Source organism: Pseudomonas sp. W2-17 (assembly GCF_041060445.1).
Taxonomy (GTDB): domain Bacteria; phylum Pseudomonadota; class Gammaproteobacteria; order Pseudomonadales; family Pseudomonadaceae; genus Aquipseudomonas.
The window spans coordinates 1-17,688 of sequence record NZ_JAUFNS010000007.1; the positions used below are offsets into that span (position 1 = coordinate 1).

Here is a 17,688-nt window from a genome sequence, read left to right on the forward strand (position 1 = left end):
CTCCCACAGGTCCGCGTACACTCACCGATTCTTCAGCGGCTGGAATACCGCCTTCTTGAGCAAGGTGGAGGGCCACCCCGCTTACTCCAACAGGTCCAGCGAACTGGCCGAGATCTCAAGCCAAACCACCATCCCGTGGGAGCGAGCTTGCTCGCGAAGGGGCCGGTACATCCACCCCATATGCAGCGGTTGTAATGACCTCTTCGTGAGCAAGCTCACTCCCACAAGATCTGGGTACATCCACTCCATATGCAGCGGTTGAAATGGCCTCTGAGCGAGCAAGCTCACTCCCACAGGTCCGCGTACACTCACCGATTCTTCAGCGGCTGGAATACCGCCTTCTTGAGCAAGGTGGAGGGCCACCCCGCTTACTCCAACAGGTCCAGCGAACTGGCCGACATCTCAAGCCAAACCACCATCCCGTGGGAGCGAGCTTGCTCGCGAAGGGGCCGGTACATCCACCCTACATGCAGCGGTTGAAATGGCACCTTCGTGAGCAAGGTGGAGCGCCACCCCGATTCCACATGGACGGTGGCAGCGACCTAGCGAAACAATGTCTAGATGACAGCAAATCCTAGAACTCGGTACCGGCAACCAATGCATCCACCTCTGCCGCCGTCGGCGCAGTCGCCGGGCCCCAGCGGGTGACGGCAATGGCCGCAGCTGCATTGGCGCGCAGTGCCGCTTGCGACGCTGAAAGCCCTGACGCCAGCCCGGCCAGCAACACCCCCGCATGGGCATCGCCGGCGCCGTTGGTGTCGATGGCCGTCACTGGAAACCCCTGAACGTGTCGGGCCTCGGAACCCTGACGGATCCAGCAGCCGTTCGGTCCGTCGCGCACAACAATCAGCGCGTCACTGCGCAGCCAGTGCGCCAGCCGGTCGAGGGCCTTATCGATCGTCTCGCACCCGGTGAAGCGCAGCGCCTCTTCGGCATTGCTCGTCCACAGGGTGATCAATGGCAACACCGCCTGCATGCCGGGCGCCTCGGGAGAATCGATCAGTGGTCCCGGATCAAACACCACGCCCGCCCCGGCCGGTAACCGCGCGAGCCAATCCAGCAGCGTCGACACCTTGGCTTCGTGCAGCAAGCTGTAGCCACTGACGAACACGAAATCCTCAGCCTGCACATCAACGCCGCGCAGATCCTCAGCCGACAAACCGCCCTCGGCACCGACGTAGGAAATGAACGAGCGCTCGGCCGAAGGCTCGATGAGCGCCACCGACAGGCCCGTGTCCTGCCCCGTCGACGCCGCAGCCGCGATGTCGATGCCTTCTGCCGCCATGGCCTGCCGCGCCAGATCGCCGAAACGCCCCGCACCGTGGCGACCGAGATACACCGTCGGCATACCGCTGCGTCGTGCCGCGGCCATCACGTTGAATCCCCCGCCGGTTTCAAAGGCCGCCGAACGGGCGAGCACATCGCCGCCCGAACGAGGGAGAGCATCGAGGGCCATGACCAGATCGACCACGACCTGGCCGGTGTAGAGCAATCTAGCGGGCATGAACAACCTCTATTGCAACGACACGACGGTCACGGGCACCGCCGAGCAAGGCATACAGACCGCCCGCCACCACGAAGGTCACGATCCAGCCCAGTCCGTTATGGCCAAACCATGAGTCCGACAGCAAGCCCTTGAATATCACGTTCTCCGGCGTGGTGGCGACGGTGGTGAAACTGTAACCGAGCACGATGGCCAGGGCCCACGCACCCAGCGCACGCCACTCGATACCCCCGCGATACCAATAGGCGCTGCGCGGCGAAACGTCCATCAAGTCAGCCGGTGAGTAGTAGTGGCGATGCATCAGGTCGACGACGAAGATCCCGACCCACGCGGTAATCGGCACGGCAAGCATCGAAATGAACGTGATAAAGGGGCCGTAAAAGCTGTCGGCGATCAGCATGAAGTAAATCGAGCCGGCGAAGATCGCCACGATGTCGACAATCACCGCGTGCACGCGCTTGATCTTCAGGCCTAGCGTCAGCGTGGTCAGCCCTGCCGAGTACACCGACAGGTTATTCGAGAGCAGCAGCCCGCCGAACGCCGTGATCAGGTACGGCACGGCCATCCAGGTCGGCAGCAGCTCGCGGATCGCGATGATCGGATCGGTGGCCGACGCCAGGTGGTCATTGCCCACCGACAGCAGCCCGCCCAGGGTGATCAGCAACACCAGCGGGATGCCGGCGCCGAAAGCCGCCGACGCCACCAGCCGCGTGGCCTTGACGCTGCGATGCTGGTAGCGCGACATATCAGCGCCCGCGTTGGCCCAGCCGATGCCGGTGCCTGCCGCCATGGTGCCGATGCCGATGATCATCGCGCTCACCGGCGCAGGCGCGGCGTTGAACACAGCGGCCCAGTCGATGTGCGCGATCAGGAAGCCGCCGACGATGACATTCAGCGCGCCAAAGATGTACGTCGCCCATTTCTGGATGACCAGCAAAGTGGCGTGGCCGAGGCCGGAAACGGTCAGCGTCATCAACACGAAAATGGCGATGAACACGAGGGTCAGGCCCGGCGCGCTCTTGGCCTCTACCGGTGTGGCGAAGAGGATCGAACACAGCGACAGCAGCACGAATGAGGCGGTCGTAGTGTTCACTGTTTCCCAGCCCAGGCGCGACATCAGCGAAACAATGGTCGGACCGATATTCCCGCGCATGCCGAAGATGGCCCGCGACAGCGTAAGACTCGGCGCCCTACCCCGTCGGCCGGCAATGGAAATGACCCCGACCACCGCAAACGAGCCGGCCGCGCCGAGGATCGCGACGATGATCGCCTGCCAGATCGACAGGCCGCGAAAGGCCACGAGCGTCGCCCCCAGCGGCAGACCGAGGATGCTGATATTGGCCGCGAACCACACCCAGAAAAGCTGCAACGGGTGGCCGTTGCATTCGTTTTCCGGAACCGGTTCGATGCCGCGTGTTTCAAGCTGACCTGCGCCTTGAGCGGCGTTGGATGACGTCATGTGAATGCTCCTGTGCCATTTGTTCTGGTTGTGGGCAGTGCGCAAAGCAAACGACATCCGTGTCAGCGTGGGCTTTTGCAGGCTGCAAAAACCCTGGCTCGCCGCTGCATAGAGCCGCGAGGTAGGTCTTGTTCTTTATACGGGCTGGCGTTGGTCGGATCAGACCCCGCGCAGGGACAGCAACTGCTCGACAACCGGATACAGGTCGAGCCCGTTGACGGTCTGGACCTCTCTGATCAAGGGCTCAGGCCAGGCGCCCATGCCGGCGCAGGCACCGAGCATCGCCCCGAGAATGGCGGCGATGGTGTCGGTGTCGCCGCCCAGACTGGCCGCCATGCACAGCGCATCGAATGCCGATACCTGCCCGCGAGCCACGTGATGCGCGAGGGCGAAGGCCGCGACCACCGATTCCTGGGAGGCGACCGACGTGCCGATCACGTCATAAATCAGATCGGGCAGCTGCTCGTTGCTGCATCCGGCGCACAGGTCTCTGGCCCACTGGATGCGCGTGGCAATGCGGCCCCCAGCGATCCAGTAGCCGAATCGCTCTGCTTGCTGGGCGATGCGCGCGCCGACGTCGAGGGCTTCGCCGAGGCTGGCACCGCTGACGCCCGCCGAAACCACCGCCGCCACCGCCGCTGCGCTCGAGATACCGAGAGTGGTGTTGTGGGTGACCTGGCAGGCCTGTTTGACCGCCTCGATGAAGCGCGCTTCTTCGCGCACATCGAAGGCAATGCCGACCGGCGTAATGCGCATGGCGGCGCCGTTGGTGGTGCCGAAACGCCCGGCCTCCTCAGGGCTGTGCCCGGCCAGAATCATCTCGATGGCGCGCTTGGTCGAAGGGCCCAGCAGGTCTTGCGACCCTTTGGCCTGCATCACCGCTTCCCAGTCAATCAGGTGCTGCGCCAGGTCCGAAGGCTCGATGCGCCCTTCCCCGGCGACCAGCAATTCGGCCACCAGGACCGCCTGCTCGGTGTCGTCGGTGATCGACCCGGCGGGCATGTTCGGCGCAATCGGCTGATCGGCACCGGCGGCCTGCAAGGTTGTGATGCGGTCGAATCGCTGCCTGATCTGCTCGCGACTGAGGGACTGCGTTGGCATGCCCAGCGCATCGCCCAGTGCCAGTCCGTAGAAAGCGCCGAGGCCTCGGTCGCGGGTGTCGATCAGTGCAGTCATGTGGGTGATCCAAAAGCCAGATGCAGACGAAAATGCACGGGGTCCAGCAGACTTTCCACGTGCTCCATGAAACGTTCGCGGCGATCAAAGGTGGTGCGCGTCGCCTTGAGAAACACTGAGCCGGGCTGCCGCAACATCAGCGCCGCGTCATCGTTGCTCAGGGGCTCGGCGCCGATCCACTGATCGCCGCGATCACCGACATAGCCGTGGGCGGCGAGCGTGACTGTCAGCGAATCTTCGATCAGCCCGTCGCGGGGCAGATTTTCCAGGCCGTCGCAGGCCGGAATCAGCACGCGTTCCAAAGACACGACGCTGCCATCCCCGGCAGTTCGACGGCGATCCAGCGCGATGAACTCGGCCGTGCCAAACCGGCCCGCCAGATCACCCCGTTGCACCGCCACCAGACGCAGAATCTCGGTGCTGACCTTGGCGCCGGTGTCGGCCAGGGCCTGTGCCCACCCGGCACGCTGATCCAGCGAGATGCCGTCGTAGGTCACGATCGAGCCAACGCCGGTTTGCGTGGCGATGTAGTTGCGTCGCTTGAGCTCGGACAGCGCTTCCCGGAGCGTGCCACGGCTGACGTTGAATTCCTGCGCGAGCAGGTTCTCGCCGGGCAACAATTCGCCCGAGCCCATCTGGCCGGTCTCGATGCGTCGCGCCAGCTCATCCACCACGCGTTTTTTCTTGTCGAATCGAACCTGTCTAATCATGTACAAAGTGATATCCGAAAGTGGCTGGGAGGAGCAAGTGTTTTTTGAAATGCAATGGGGGATGCGTTACCGCTGATGACAGCCGACAGCGAGCAGGATTAGGCGACCACAAGGACGAAGAGCCCCGAGTTACCCACCTGTCCGCTGCGAGAACCCGTAGCTTAGTTGTCTTGGTCGACCGGGTTAACCACGCTCGACTCTTCGCCCACGATCTGACGAATGGCGCTGACGAATACGTCGACAGGTTGCCCACCGGAGACGGCGTACTGGTCATTGAAGACGATTGTCGGCACCGAACTCACGCCCCGCGACACCCACAATTGTTCCAGTTCGCGAACTTCGCTGGCGTACTGGTCGCTGCCCAGCACGGCCTCGGCGCGCACTCGATCCAGACCCACTTTCTGCGCAACATCTGCCAGCACCTGATGGCTGGATACGTTGGCGTGCTGGCTGAAATAGGCGGTGAACAGCGCTTCTTTCAACGCGTGTTGCTTGCCTTCCAGCTCGGCCCAATGGAGCAGTCGATGGGCGTCGAAGGTGTTGAAGATGCGTCGCTCGCCCTGCTTGAAGACGAACCCGAGTTCTGCGCCGCGCTCGCGGATGTTTTCGGCATTGGCCTGGAATTGCTCGCGGGTCGAGCCGTACTTTTCGGCGATATGCTCGAAAATGTCCTGGCCTTCCGGCGGCATTTGCGGATTGAGTTCGAACGGCTGGAAGTGGATGTCGGCTTGAACTTCATCGCCCAGATGGTCCAGCGCCTGGTCCAGCGCGCGCAGGCCGACGATGCACCAGGGGCAGGACACGTCGGAGATGAAGTCGATTTTCAGGGGAATGCTCATCGCAGCCTCGTGCAAGAGAGGAAAAGTTGCACGATACGCCGATCACGCTGACGCTCAAACCCTACACCGGCGCGCTTATCCTCAAAAGGCGGGTCAAGCCCGCCGCTGCATCAGAGCTGGGCGACGTGGGAAGCGTCCTCACGATGCTCGCGCAAATACGGCAACACCGCCGCCAGCAACGGGGCTTTGAAGGCTTCCTGAAAACGGTGGGCCAGGCCGGGAATAAGTTTCAGTTGACTGCCCTGAATGTGCGCCGCTACGTGAATGCCATGCATCACCGGCAACAGCGGATCCGCCGTGCCGTGCACGACCAGCGTCGGCACCCGCAGACGATTCAACAGCTCCACTCGGCTGGGTTCGGCGAGGATCGCCAGAATCTGCCGTTTCACGCCTTCAGGATTGAACGCCCGGTCGTAGGAAACCGCCGCCTGATGCAGCAGCATCTGCCGATCATCCTTGACCTCCGGGCTGCCCAACGCAGCCAGCAAATCAGCCTGCTGCTCGAGTGCGGTCTGCCGGTCCGGCGCGCCACGACGAGCCAGCAGTTGCAGCAACGCCGGGCTGGGCATCGGCAGGCCGGGCGCGCCGGAACTGGTCATGATCAGCGTCAGGCTTTCCACTCGCTTGGGCGCGATGTCCGCCAGATGCTGCGCAATCATCCCGCCCATGCTCGCCCCCAGCACATGGAATTGCTGAACGTGCAGCGCGTCCATCAGGCCCAGCGCATCCTGGGCCATGTCGGTCAGTGAATACGGCGCCGACACCGGCAGGCCGATCTTGTAGCGCAGCACTTCGTAGGTGAGGTTGGCGCTCGGCGGCGCCTGGACCCAGGTCGACAATCCGACATCCCGGTTGTCGTAACGAATCACCCGAAAGCCCTGCTGACACAGCGCGACGACCACTTCGTCCGGCCAGTGGATCAGTTGTCCACCGAGGCCCATGACCAACAGCAGCGCCGGATCGGAATCACGACCGATGCTCTGATACGCCAGGTGCACATCATCGAGCTCGGCCACTTGCGTGGGAACGTCAACATCGCATCGAGAGGCCGCAAAGGACGGCAGGCTGCACAAGAGCGCAGCCAGAAAAAGTAAAACCCGCATGGAAAAACACCGACACACAGAACCCCAGTAGGCCGCGAGTCTGATGAAGTTTGCTCAAGCGCGCTGCCACAGTTGCGTGACAGTTTGATGAAGAGGGCTGAGCGGTAGCGAAACGGTTATCTGGACCTGTATTTACGCTGCCGCGGTTGCCGGCGTGCTGATCGAATCTGCGACCCAGAGGTTGTCGGCGAAGCGCAGCTGAGCCTCCTTCACAACTCCCAGCGCGGCTTCACTGCCAGCGTTTTCTGGATCGAGTTCGCCAGCGACACCCAATGACAGCACTTTGTAGGTCGGCAGGCGGTCCAGCACCAAGGGCATTTGCTCCGGCGCACTGAGCACATCGACGTGCAGGCCTTGCACGGGCAGGCACACTGCGAGGCCAAGGTTACTGCCCAGCCCGAGACCGCCACACGCAACCGCGAGCAGCTTTTTAAGCGGTGAGTATTGCAGGGCGTGGTAGGCGCGCTCGAAGGCGTTCTTCCAGTCCTGCGGCAAGTCCAGGGTCAGGATCGGCTCGTCGATCTGCACCCACTCGACGCCCTTGCCTGCCAGCCGCCCGAGTATCTCGCCATACACCGGCAGCAGACGGTCGAGCAGCTCAAGCTTGTCGAAGCCCTCACCCTCCGCCTGCCCCAGCCAGAGGTAAGTCAACGGCCCAATGATTTCCGGCCGGATCGTTTGGCCCTGCGCGCGGGCTTCGTCGACCTCATCGAACAGCGGCGCCCAATTCAGGTTGAAGCGTTGGTCCGGGGTGAATGTCGGCACTGAATCCACCTCAACGCCGTCACCCAGCGTCTCGAGGATGTGCTTGAAGCCTCTGGCCACGCCGATGTGAGGAAAATTCGAGTTGTTGACCTGGCCCATGCTGGCTGCTTCCTTCAAAAGATGGCGCCATTGTCGACACTTCTCCTTACATGAGACAAACTCATTAAATTCGTGTTGATCACAAAATTTACTCATGGAGCGCCGTCGGTGCTGGAAATTCGCCACCTTAAAACCCTGCATGCATTACGCGAAGCAGACAGCCTTGTTGACGCCGCTGACCGCCTGCACCTGACGCAGTCGGCGCTGTCGCACCAGTTCAAGGAGCTGGAAGAGCGCATGGGCATGCCGCTGTTCGTGCGCAAGACCAAACCGGTGCGGTTCACCAGCGCAGGCTTGCGTCTTCTGCAGTTGGCCGACTCGGTATTGCCGCAGCTGCGCCATGCCGAGCGGGATATCTCGCGGCTCGCCGGCGGTGTTGCCGGGCGCCTGCACATGGCAATCGAATGCCACAGTTGCTTTCAATGGCTGATGCCGACGATCGATCAGTTCCGCGATGCATGGCCGGAGGTGGAACTGGATCTGGCGTCGGGTTTCGCTTTCGCGCCCCTGCCGGCCCTGGCCCGTGGCGATCTGGACCTGGTGGTGACCTCGGACCCGCTGGAACTGACAGGCATTACCTATGTGCCGCTGTTCACCTACGAGGCGATGCTCGCGGTCGCCAATCAGCATCCGCTGGCGACCAGGCCCTACGTGGTGCCGGAAGACCTGATCAATGAAACCCTCATCACCTACCCCGTCGAGCGCGACCGCCTGGACATCTTCACGCGTTTCCTTGAACCAGCCGACATCGAACCGGCGCAGGTGCGCACGTCCGAGCTGACGGTGATGATGATGCAACTGGTCGCCAGCGGACGCGGCGTCTGTGGGATGCCGCACTGGGCGCTGCATGAATACAGCTCACGCGGTTACGTGAAGGGCAAGCGGCTGGGGGAAAAAGGATTGTTCGCCACGCTGTACGCGGCGATTCGCGCAGACATGCTGGACGCGCCCTACATGCGTGACTTCCTGCTGACGGCAAAGGACACGTCATTTTCGACACTGGATGGGGTGAGCGCGGTTCGTTAATCCGCCACGCTGCTTACCCCATGCAATGCGGCTCCTGCAAATCAGGCGTTTTGCAGGCTACGGTACAGCGGCAATATCGAGTCCCGGGTCAGCGGCGCGAGATGCAACTGGTCAACATTCCCGCCGTCGACCCAGATCGCTTCCTCGATCTCGGCCGCGGGATTGACCGGGTCTTCAACCTGAACGCCATACAGCTGGCAGTTCACTTCGAAGCCCGGTTCGTTCGCCGCCACCGCCGAAAACTCACCCAGGAATCGCGTTTGCTCCGGCGCGATGACCAGCCCCAATTCCTCGTTCAACTCACGGACCAGCGCATCGAGCGCCGACTCACCGGCGTCGATCTTGCCGCCCGGCTGCATGAACGCTTCGGTCCCGCGTTTGCGCACCAGCAGTGTCTTACCATCGGCACGGGTCAGCAGCGCGGCGGCGATACGGAGCGTTTTCACCGTCACAGCACCACCTCGGTCTTCAGCGCACGGGTTTCTTCAGCGCGTTCCAGCGCCAGCGTGATCAACCGGTCGATCAGCTCGGCGTAGCTCAATCCGCTGGCCTGCCAGAGTTTCGGGTACATGCTGATGGAAGTGAAACCGGGGAGCGTGTTGACCTCGTTGATGATGATTTCCCGTGCCTCGGTGACAAAGAAATCCACCCGAGCCAGACCGGCGCAGCCCAGCACGCGATAGGCCTGCAGCGCCACTTCACGCACGGCTTCGCTCATGTCTTCGGCCATCTGCGCGGGGATCGCGATGCGCGCTTGGCCGTCGTTCAGGTACTTGGTGTCGTAGGCATAAAACTCGTCGTTGGCGACAACTTCACCGCACACGCTGACCTTCGGTTCGTGGTTGCCCAGCACGGCGCATTCCACCTCACGACCGACGATGCCCTGTTCGATCAGCACCTTGTTGTCGTAGTCAAAAGCCAGTTTCAGGGCGGCGGCGTAACCGGCTTCGTCGGCGACCTTACTCACGCCAACCGAAGATCCCTGACACGCCGGCTTGACGAAAAGCGGCAGGCCCAACTGTGCGGAGACGCTGACAAAATCCACCGTCTCGCCACGGTGAAGGACCACGAACGGCGCAACCGAAATACCCGCATCGCGCAGCAGCCGCTTGGTCACGTCCTTGTCCATGCAGGCCGCAGAGCTCAGCACATCCGGGCCCACGAACGGAATGTCCAGCAGGCGCAACATGCCCTGCAGGCAGCCGTCTTCCCCGAAACTGCCGTGGATCAGCGGAAACACCACGTCGATGCGCGGCACCTCTGCGCCGGTCTGCACTTCCACGAACTGCGGCCCGCTGGCGCCTGGCATCAGCGAAAGCAGGCGGCCGGATTCACTGAGTTTGATGTGCGCAGGATCGGTGGGGTTCTGCAGGTAATCCTGCTCGTCGAAGCGCAGCCAATGGCCCTGCTTGTCGACGCCGATAAGGGTGATGGAGAAGTTGTTGCGATCAATCGCGTTGATCACGTTGCGCGCCGACTGCAACGACACTTCATGCTCGGAGGATTGCCCACCGAAAACGATGGCGACTGACTTTTTCAAAGGGGGATGCTCCTGAATTTCAGGCCGCAGAGCTAAAAGCAATTTGGCCCGATAGTCCAGTGCCAAGGTGGCCTGCAACACGGAATACAGTGAAAAAACGGCAAAAAAATCCCGCGCCCGGGTGATCGACTGGCGATGCCCGGAGCGCGGGAGGTGCTGCGGTCATTCCTCTTTCTTGGCGCCGGAGCCGAAGGTGGCGAAGCGCTTGTTGAAGCCGGCGATACGGCCTTCGGTGGTGGTCTTGCGCTGTTGGCCGGTGTACATGGGATGCGACGCGCTGGACACGTCGAGGGCAACGTAAGGGTAAGAGTTGCCATCGGTGTGCGTGTGCGTGCGGTCGGTGTCAACCGTGGAGCCGATCAGAAAAAACACATCGGCAGCGGTGTCGTGGAACAGCACTTGGCGGTAGTCGGGATGGATGTCGGCTTTCATCGTCTTTCTCCAGAATGTAAGCAATCATGTAATACGTTATACAGTATCAATTCAGCAAAGTTCAATCGGAAACGATTTTGTAACCGTTACAACTTTCGGCTTTTCCGCCGCCTCCCCTGCCGCTAACGTTCGCGCCCTGACGACCCAGCCCGGTCCTCAACAGGAACGGAATGAACAACAACACCAGGAGGTAGTGCCATGCACTTGATCGATCGATATGAAATGAGCGTCCCCGCACACATGAAGCTGATTGACGCCCGCAGCGCGTTGAATCATCTGCAGCGTCTGGTCCAGGCAACCGACGGCAAGCCTGACGCCGAGCAACTCGTCAGCCTGCTCGCCACGATCGTGGAGGCTTTTCACGAAGCGGCTGACGACGTCATGCCGGTCAACGACCACGACGTGTTCATGCGCCAGGCGTGCGAGTGGAACTACATCGGGCTGTCTCCCAAAGAGCGCGAAGTGCTTCACGAGATCCGCTGCTGCAATGACGACGGCAAAGAAGATATCTATCGAATGGTCAGCGAGACGCTGGACCGCAAGCCGATGCTGATGCCGGAAGCTCAGTGATCCAGGGTTGCGTTCAGGATCTGCTCGCACAAAAAGGGCGCCTGTGAAGGACGCCCGCGCTGCATCGCCCGCCGTGTCACTAGGCCGCTTCTTGAAAATCCATTTCCGGCGGCTGACGGCGGAATCCGCCGGTCAGCCACGCCAGGTACACACAGCCGATGGCCAACCAGGCCAGACCGAGCATGATCGCCAGTTTGTCCAGGCTGATCATCAGCCACAGATCGGCAATCAGGCCAATCAGTGGGCAGATCAGGAACAGCAGCAGCTCGCGAGGCCCGCGTTTCTCGCCCGCAATCCAATAGTGAAAAATGACCGACAGGTTGACCAGACTGAACGCCAGAAACGCGCCGAAGTTGATGAACGAGGTGGACGTGGTGACGTCCAGTTTCAGCGCCAGCAACGCCACCACCGCGCACAGCAGAATGCTGTTGACCGGCGTGCCGAATCGTTCGCTCAGGCTGGCAAAGAACGATTTGGGCAACACCCCGTCGCGGCCCATCGCATAGAGCAGGCGCGAGCCGCTGGCCTGGGCGGAAAGCCCTGACGCGAACTGCCCGACGATGAGGCCGATAAGGAAGATCGTCACGAACACGTCGCCGCCAATATTGCGCGCGATTTCATAGGCGGCCGAGTCGACGTTTTCGAACTGCGCCGAGGGATGGGCAAGCTGCACAAAGTACGACACGCCGACAAAGATCAATCCGCCGATCAGCGTGATCAGCATGATCGCCCGGGGGATGGTGCGGCGTGGATCACGGGTTTCTTCGGTCAGGGTGCTGACGGCGTCGAAGCCCAGAAAGGAGTAACAGGCAATCGCCGCTCCGCTCATGATCAACGGCATCTGCATGTCGCCGTTCAGGAACGGCGACAGTGTCCACAACGGTTTGCTGGCATCGCCGCCAATGTAATGGATGCAAAGCGCCACGAAGGCGGCGAGCACCAGGAACTGCACGATCATCAGCAAGGCGTTGATGGTATTGGCGAGCTTGAGGCCAACGATGTTGATCAGGCTGGTCACGACGATGAACGTCAGCACCCACACCGGCTGTGGCACGGACGGGAACGCAGATCCCAGATACGCGGCACCGATCAGCCAGATCGCCATGGGCAAGAACAGGTAATCCAACAGCACCGCCCAGCCGGCAATAAACCCCAGCTTGGGGCTGATGGCTTTGCGCACGTAACTGTAGGCAGAGCCGGCCACCGGAAACGCAGCCGCCATGCGGCCGTAACTCATGGCCGTGAAAAACATAGCGACCAGTGCGGCCAGGTAGGACGCGGGGACCATGCCGCCGGTGGTTTGCGCGAGGATACCAAAGGTGCCGAGCACAATAATGGGGGTCATGTAGGCGATGCCGAACAGCACCACCGACCCTAATGAAAGGGTGCGTTGCAAGCGAGCCATGAGCGACTACTCCGAATTTATAGGTTTTATGGCAGAGAAAAGTGCGGCAGAACAAAGGCGTATTTTTAGTTGGAGGGCGTGCATCCACTGCCGCGATCGACGCAGCAGTGAGGCTTCATTCTTCTTATTAGGCTTATTAGGGATGTCTCTTCTGACGCGTCAGGGAATGATCAGCTCGCGCACGCCGTTGGCATGTTCGATGACTTCGCCCGGCAGTCGCAGGCGCTGGTCATCCAGGTAGCGGTAATCGCGACGCGCAGCCTGTAGCTGCCGAAGGTCGAGTTCGACGGTGAGTTGCGTGTCTTTCCGACCAGCCTCGTGCAACAAAGCCCCGAATGGGTCAACCAGCGCGCTGCTGCCCGCGAACACCAGCCCGCCCTCGCCTTCGCCGACGCGATTGACCATGAGCGCGAACGCTTGATTTTCCTGAGCGCGGGCCATGATCGCGGTGCGGTGGGTCGGACCGTAGGGGTCCATGTTGCCGTTGGTGACGATGATCAGATCAACGCCGAGTTGGGCCAGCGCCCGGGCCGACTCCGGGAACTCGATGTCGTAACAGATCAACAGGCCGACCCGCAGCCCGTTCCACTGACAGGTGGCGTACCGATCGCCCGCGCTGAACACGCCGCGATCGGACGCCCACAAATGCGTTTTGCGGTAACGCAGGGCGATGCCTTCGGGGGTAATGAGCAACGTGGTGTTGAAGAACGCGCCGTTGTCATTTTCGGCCATGCCGATCACGACGGAGACGCCGCGCGCCCGCGCCGCCTCACGAATGGCGGTGACACTGGGGCCGTCCAGCGCTTCGGAAACCCGGGCAACGGTCTCGCTGGAGGGGAAGCCCATCAGGTGTGTTTCCGGGAACACGATCAGCGCAGTGTCGTCAGCGCATGCCGCAATGGCATTCAGCGCGCGCTTGAGATTGTGGACGGTGTCGTTGTCCTGGCCCGTCAATTGGGCGAGTTCCACCTTCATGGGTTCTCCTTATAAGGTCGCGGGCCGGTCGGGCACAAAATGCTGGCCTGATGATTGGCTCTGCGGGCAGTATGCGCATCAGTAAGTGTTACGGGGAATTACGCAGCTGTAGTAACCCAATAGGGGTAGAGGATGACAATCGCACTTCAGGACATGGCCTGGCATCGCTCGGTCGGGCAGTTGATTGAAGCGCTGGACCGCCCCAATTTCTGGGCACAACTGGTGCGGCTGCTTGATCAGTACGTCAGTTTTGATAGCTGGGTCGCGCTGCAATTCAGCTCCGGGCAGCGCCCGCAGGTGTTCGCCGAAAGCCCGGCTGAAGATGGCAGCCCCGACCAACTGTTTCAGGATTACCTCAAAGGCCTGTACTTGCTTGACCCCTTCTACGTCGCCAGCCGCGAGCGCTCGCAAAGCGGCCTGTTCCGCCTCGCTGAGGTGGCGCCCGAACACTTCGAGCTGACGGAGTATTACCAGCGCTACTTTCGGCTAAACGTCGTTGCCGATGAAGTCCAGTTCAATTGCCAGATCGATCAGGACCGCACCCTGTGTCTGTCACTGGGCTCAACCCGGCGATTCAGCGCCGAACAGATTGCCCTGCTGTCGATGATCCAGCCGTGGGTCATCGCACTGTTACGCCAGCGTCTGCCCTTCGAAATGGAAGCTGCGGCAACCGACCAAGAGCTGCTAGATACGCCATTGCCGATGAGCAACTGGCGTAAGCAGCTGGAAGCATCGGCTCAGCACAGCCGTGGCGCGCAACTGACCGCCCGGGAGCTGGAGGTGGGTCGACTGATGCTCAGCGGTTGTTCGAGCAAGGAAATCGCCCGCAAGCTCGCCATCTCTGCGGAAACCGTGCGCGTCCATAAAAAGCATATGTACAGCAAGCTCGGCATCAAGTCGCAATCCGAGCTGTTTTCGATTTTTCTACAAGCGCAGAGTGCTTGAGTCGCAGGACTGGATTGCCTGATTGAAGCAATCGCGACGGTGCCAGCCAAGAAGGGGCTGTCTCGCTGTGTGAAGCGTCTCAAGGCGAGACATCCTGCAACATCCACCCTTTGCTTTTACCCCGCAAACCCGCCACCCTGCGCGCCGCCGATCAGACCCTGCTGACGGCAAGGAACCACGGCCCCACTGGCCCCTCTTCTATAAACACCTTTGCAAGGCCCACCGTCATGACGAACGGACGCGACCATCGCATCGACTTCTTTCGGGGTCTGGCGCTGATCTTCATTTTCTGGGATCACGTGCCGGACAACCCTTTCGCGCAACTGACGCTGCGCAATTTTGGCTTCAGCGACGCCGCTGAGGTGTTCGTTTTTCTCGCCGGCTATGCCGCTGTCCTCGCTTATGGCCGTGTGGCGCAGCGTAACGGTTACGTCGTGGCGTGCCTGCGCATCCTCCGGCGTACGTGGGTGCTGTATGTCGCGCACATCTTCTTGCTGACGCTGCTGATGGGCATCGTTTTCGTCGCCAACAATCACGTCGAAACCCGCGACATGGTGCGCGAAATGGGCCTTGAGTATTTCGTCGGCAACCCGCAACAGGCGCTGGCCGATGAACTGTTGCTGCGCTTTAAACCCAACCTCACTGACCCGCTGCCGCTGTACATCCTGCTGATGGGCGCACTGCCGCTGATTCTGCCGGTCCTGATGCGCAACGCGGCGCTGGCGATCGGCCTCTCGGTGGCGCTGTACATGATGGTGCCGTTGCTCGGCTGGAACCTGCGGGCCTACGAAGGCGGCGGTTACTGGTATTTCAATCCGGTCGCCTGGCAGTTGATCTTCGTGCTCGGCGGTGCTTTTGCCTTGCACACCCAGCGCGAGCTGACCGCAAAGCCCAGCGCTCGCCCGCTCTGGCAACAGCCGATGTTTCTCATAGCGGCGGCTTACCTGCTGATGGCCGGAGTCATCACCGTGCTGTGGAAATTCCCCGATGTGCATGACGCGCTCCTGCCTACAGCGCTCACCGAATTGATCTACCCGATCAGCAAGACCGACCTGTCGCCGGTGCGCCTGTTGCACTTCCTTGCACTGGCCTATGTCGTCGCAAAAGTGCTGCCTACGTCGGTGACCTGGCTGGACAACTGGCCCGGCCAGCAGACCTGCAGGATGGGGCGCTATTCGCTGGAAATCTTCTGCCTGGGCGTCCTCCTCGCCCCGCTGGCCGACATGGCGAACGCGCTGGCGGACGATGCCTGGCAAATGCGCGTGATCACGGCGTTGCTCGGCCTGGGGTTGATGCTGCTGTTGTCGAACTGGCTGGAGTTGAACAAGCGGTTGAGCAGCCCGAAGGCGGCGCGGGTGGTGAAGGTTTGAGAACCGTGTCTCACTGAGGGGGCTCTTCGGAAATTTCCTACTGGTTTATCAGGCAAAGCTTTTTCGCAGGGTGCCGTTAGCTGAGGAGAGTCGATAAACAGTGGGAGGTAACGATGATGGAAATTTCAACGACAACGCGGGCATTTGCATTTCCAAAAGCACGTGAACCGGCTAGTGCTCAGCCGTTAGCAGAAAAATCTGAAGAACTCGAATCGCAAGCGCGCGACCGCAAGGATGCAGCACGCAGGCCGTGGCGCAATGAGCCTGGCTTCGAAAAAGTCGGGAACTGGGAACAGTATTTATCCATTAAAGAAAGCTTCGCGATTTTAGAATTGGCACGTCTTCGGCGCACCTATGACGAGTTCAAGAGTGACCTGGGAACTCTACATCCCGACCTTGCGGGCAAGGACTTCAGCTTTGCGCTGGATGCCGGAGGTATAAAGATTCTTGACCCAACGGGCGCTCTCTCAAACGGGGAGAAAAATCGGCTGGCCCAGAGCCTGAGCCAATACCGGGGCTTCGGTGAACAACTTGCTTCTTTCAGCAAAGCTCTGGCATTACTAGCAACGCATAATCGTAACGGGCGTCAAGTTACTCAAACTCAAGACGCCAACCCTATCGGACAGTTTCCAGACCTCGGCAAGATATTAGACGCAGACACTGCACAGCTAGTTTGGCATCGAGACATAGATCCTCTCATCCAGCGCGCACGCATGTCTATTTCGGAAACGGTATAGGTCATTAATAAGCCTGACGGGCCACAGACCCGCCAGGCATTCACTTAATTGACTTAAGTCAGCTTTTTATTTTCCGGTGATGACATACGTGCCCAAAAACCTTATCACCTTCGGAGGCTGCTGCGGTACCAGTCAGCTCAGACACTACATTAGTAAAGCGGTAGCTGCCGACATAATAGTAGCTTCTCCACGTACCCGGACCATATATATAATTAATATCACCTGATTCCCGCCCTCCATAGCATCGCTCGAAACTCACCACTTCCGTGACCCTTCCATTCTCGTCACTGACCACATCCCTGGAGATAGGCTTTATACGGGACTCTGCCAAGCTCATGTCCAGCCTCCCCATCGCGCCTTTTAGAGGTGTATCAAGAGAGTCTACAAAATAGGCTTCAATGTTAGCCTCAGTGTATCCCTGCACCAAGAGAAACGCTGGCTGAGTGTGTCCGCTCGGTATCCGTTTGATCCCATACTGATCCCGCAATTTAAATTCCTTGAGAACGGGATATGAGCCGAAGACGATTCCATATGGCTGCGGAACGAATACAGCGCCCTTTTTATAGCTAACTCTAATCTGAATTTGACTTCCGGGCTCAAGTCCTGAAAACACCATCGTTTTTTCTGGTAAAAGCTGCCATTTGCCGTCATCGAGTACCTCAATATCCCAGAACACGTCGTCCGAAAAGTCATGAGAGCGTGCCACTACCACTTTCTGTCCTCGGACCGAGGTGAAGCTGTAATAATGAACATCGTCCGGACTGACAAGAACTTCTTTCTTCACATGCAGGGCGTCAGTTAGGGCCACCACTCCCGACACTTTACTTGGCGACTCTATGGGCGCGACCGCCCCCGGACTGCTTCCGGAGGTATCGCTGGGTGTGGTGCCGATCTGGAACGGTAACGCTGACGCCGAGCACATCACTAAGACTGCGCAACTCACAAACGACCCAGTACAAAAATTTTTAATCTTCAAAGTTTATTCTCCATAGCCTGATGGCGTGTTGTTATTGTCAATCGACAAAATCAACTA

General features: G+C 60.3%; 17 protein-coding genes and 1 pseudogene. 5 read left to right on the forward strand and 13 right to left on the reverse strand.

Features of this window, described 5'->3' with window-relative positions; genetic code table 11:
* Nucleotides 1–574: 574 nt before the first annotated feature.
* From QWI20_RS10445 to QWI20_RS10475, 7 genes and pseudogenes are all read right to left on the reverse strand, one after another.
* Nucleotides 575–1,504: a PfkB family carbohydrate kinase gene (locus QWI20_RS10445; protein WP_369305418.1), complete on the reverse strand. Its 930-nt coding sequence runs from the start codon at nucleotides 1,502–1,504 to the stop codon at nucleotides 575–577.
* Nucleotides 1,494–2,963 carry a cytosine permease gene (locus tag QWI20_RS10450; RefSeq protein WP_369305419.1) on the reverse strand — a complete coding sequence of 490 codons (1,470 nt, stop codon included), beginning with the start codon at nucleotides 2,961–2,963 and terminating at the stop codon, nucleotides 1,494–1,496. Before QWI20_RS10450 ends, QWI20_RS10445 begins: the two co-directional genes overlap by 11 nt.
* A gap of 159 nt (nucleotides 2,964–3,122) precedes the next feature.
* Nucleotides 3,123–4,139, reverse strand: coding sequence for an ADP-ribosylglycohydrolase family protein (locus tag QWI20_RS10455; RefSeq protein ID WP_369305420.1), 1,017 nt, complete (start codon nucleotides 4,137–4,139; stop codon nucleotides 3,123–3,125).
* Complete coding sequence (locus QWI20_RS10460; protein WP_369305421.1) at nucleotides 4,136–4,849, reverse strand: GntR family transcriptional regulator; 714 nt, start codon at nucleotides 4,847–4,849, stop codon at nucleotides 4,136–4,138. Before QWI20_RS10460 ends, QWI20_RS10455 begins: the two co-directional genes overlap by 4 nt.
* Nucleotides 4,850–5,010: 161 nt before the next feature.
* A complete protein-coding gene (locus QWI20_RS10465; RefSeq protein ID WP_369305422.1) occupies nucleotides 5,011–5,688 on the reverse strand; it encodes a DsbA family oxidoreductase in 678 nt (225 codons plus the stop codon).
* A 110-nt stretch (nucleotides 5,689–5,798) separates the two neighbouring features.
* Entirely contained in the window at nucleotides 5,799–6,791 is a 993-nt protein-coding gene (locus QWI20_RS10470; RefSeq protein ID WP_369305423.1) for an alpha/beta fold hydrolase, read from the reverse strand.
* A gap of 156 nt (nucleotides 6,792–6,947) precedes the next feature.
* Nucleotides 6,948–7,556, reverse strand: a pseudogene (locus QWI20_RS10475) (5-methyltetrahydropteroyltriglutamate--homocysteine S-methyltransferase); the annotation flags it as partial.
* A gap of 207 nt (nucleotides 7,557–7,763) precedes the next feature.
* On the opposite strand from QWI20_RS10475, the gene metR reads away from it, so the two are divergent.
* On the forward strand, nucleotides 7,764–8,681 hold the full coding sequence (metR, locus tag QWI20_RS10480; protein WP_369305424.1) for a transcriptional regulator MetR: 918 nt from the start codon (nucleotides 7,764–7,766) through the stop codon (nucleotides 8,679–8,681).
* A gap of 41 nt (nucleotides 8,682–8,722) precedes the next feature.
* Here metR and QWI20_RS10485 read toward each other — a convergent pair whose 3' ends face one another.
* The 3 genes from QWI20_RS10485 to QWI20_RS10495 all read right to left on the reverse strand — a co-directional run bounded on the left by QWI20_RS10485 (nucleotide 8,723) and on the right by QWI20_RS10495 (nucleotide 10,653).
* The gene (locus QWI20_RS10485) at nucleotides 8,723–9,127 is read right to left on the reverse strand and encodes an NUDIX domain-containing protein (protein ID WP_369305425.1); all 405 of its coding nucleotides are present in this window, start codon (nucleotides 9,125–9,127) and stop codon (nucleotides 8,723–8,725) included.
* A gap of 2 nt (nucleotides 9,128–9,129) precedes the next feature.
* Nucleotides 9,130–10,221, reverse strand: a complete 1,092-nt coding sequence (gene ddlA, locus QWI20_RS10490; RefSeq protein WP_369305427.1) for a D-alanine--D-alanine ligase — start codon at nucleotides 10,219–10,221, stop codon at nucleotides 9,130–9,132.
* Between the two features lie 162 nt (nucleotides 10,222–10,383).
* A complete protein-coding gene (locus tag QWI20_RS10495) occupies nucleotides 10,384–10,653 on the reverse strand; it encodes a type B 50S ribosomal protein L31 (protein ID WP_122536087.1) in 270 nt (89 codons plus the stop codon).
* A gap of 198 nt (nucleotides 10,654–10,851) precedes the next feature.
* Here QWI20_RS10495 and QWI20_RS10500 point away from each other — a divergent pair, with 198 nt between their 5' ends.
* Nucleotides 10,852–11,223 carry a hypothetical protein gene (locus QWI20_RS10500; protein ID WP_282366220.1) on the forward strand — a complete coding sequence of 124 codons (372 nt, stop codon included), beginning with the start codon at nucleotides 10,852–10,854 and terminating at the stop codon, nucleotides 11,221–11,223.
* Nucleotides 11,224–11,302: 79 nt separating this feature from the next.
* Here the strand turns inward: QWI20_RS10500 and QWI20_RS10505 are convergent, their stop codons facing one another.
* Nucleotides 11,303–12,628 carry an APC family permease gene (locus QWI20_RS10505; RefSeq protein ID WP_192171609.1) on the reverse strand — a complete coding sequence of 442 codons (1,326 nt, stop codon included), beginning with the start codon at nucleotides 12,626–12,628 and terminating at the stop codon, nucleotides 11,303–11,305.
* A 159-nt stretch (nucleotides 12,629–12,787) separates the two neighbouring features.
* Nucleotides 12,788–13,603 (reverse strand): carbon-nitrogen hydrolase family protein, encoded by an 816-nt coding sequence (locus tag QWI20_RS10510; RefSeq protein ID WP_369305428.1) that lies wholly within the window; start codon nucleotides 13,601–13,603, stop codon nucleotides 12,788–12,790.
* 132 nt (nucleotides 13,604–13,735) lie between these two features.
* Between QWI20_RS10510 and QWI20_RS10515 the strand changes: the two genes are divergently transcribed.
* From QWI20_RS10515 to QWI20_RS10525, 3 genes are all read left to right on the forward strand, one after another.
* Nucleotides 13,736–14,548: a response regulator transcription factor gene (locus tag QWI20_RS10515; protein ID WP_369305429.1), complete on the forward strand. Its 813-nt coding sequence runs from the start codon at nucleotides 13,736–13,738 to the stop codon at nucleotides 14,546–14,548.
* 227 nt (nucleotides 14,549–14,775) lie between these two features.
* Nucleotides 14,776–15,918 carry an OpgC domain-containing protein gene (locus QWI20_RS10520; RefSeq protein WP_369305430.1) on the forward strand — a complete coding sequence of 381 codons (1,143 nt, stop codon included), beginning with the start codon at nucleotides 14,776–14,778 and terminating at the stop codon, nucleotides 15,916–15,918.
* Nucleotides 15,919–16,031: 113 nt separating this feature from the next.
* A complete protein-coding gene (locus QWI20_RS10525; protein WP_369305431.1) occupies nucleotides 16,032–16,655 on the forward strand; it encodes a hypothetical protein in 624 nt (207 codons plus the stop codon).
* 58 nt (nucleotides 16,656–16,713) lie between these two features.
* Here QWI20_RS10525 and QWI20_RS10530 read toward each other — a convergent pair whose 3' ends face one another.
* Nucleotides 16,714–17,631, reverse strand: coding sequence for a hypothetical protein (locus QWI20_RS10530; protein WP_369305432.1), 918 nt, complete (start codon nucleotides 17,629–17,631; stop codon nucleotides 16,714–16,716).
* Between the last annotated feature and the right edge of the window lie 57 nt (nucleotides 17,632–17,688).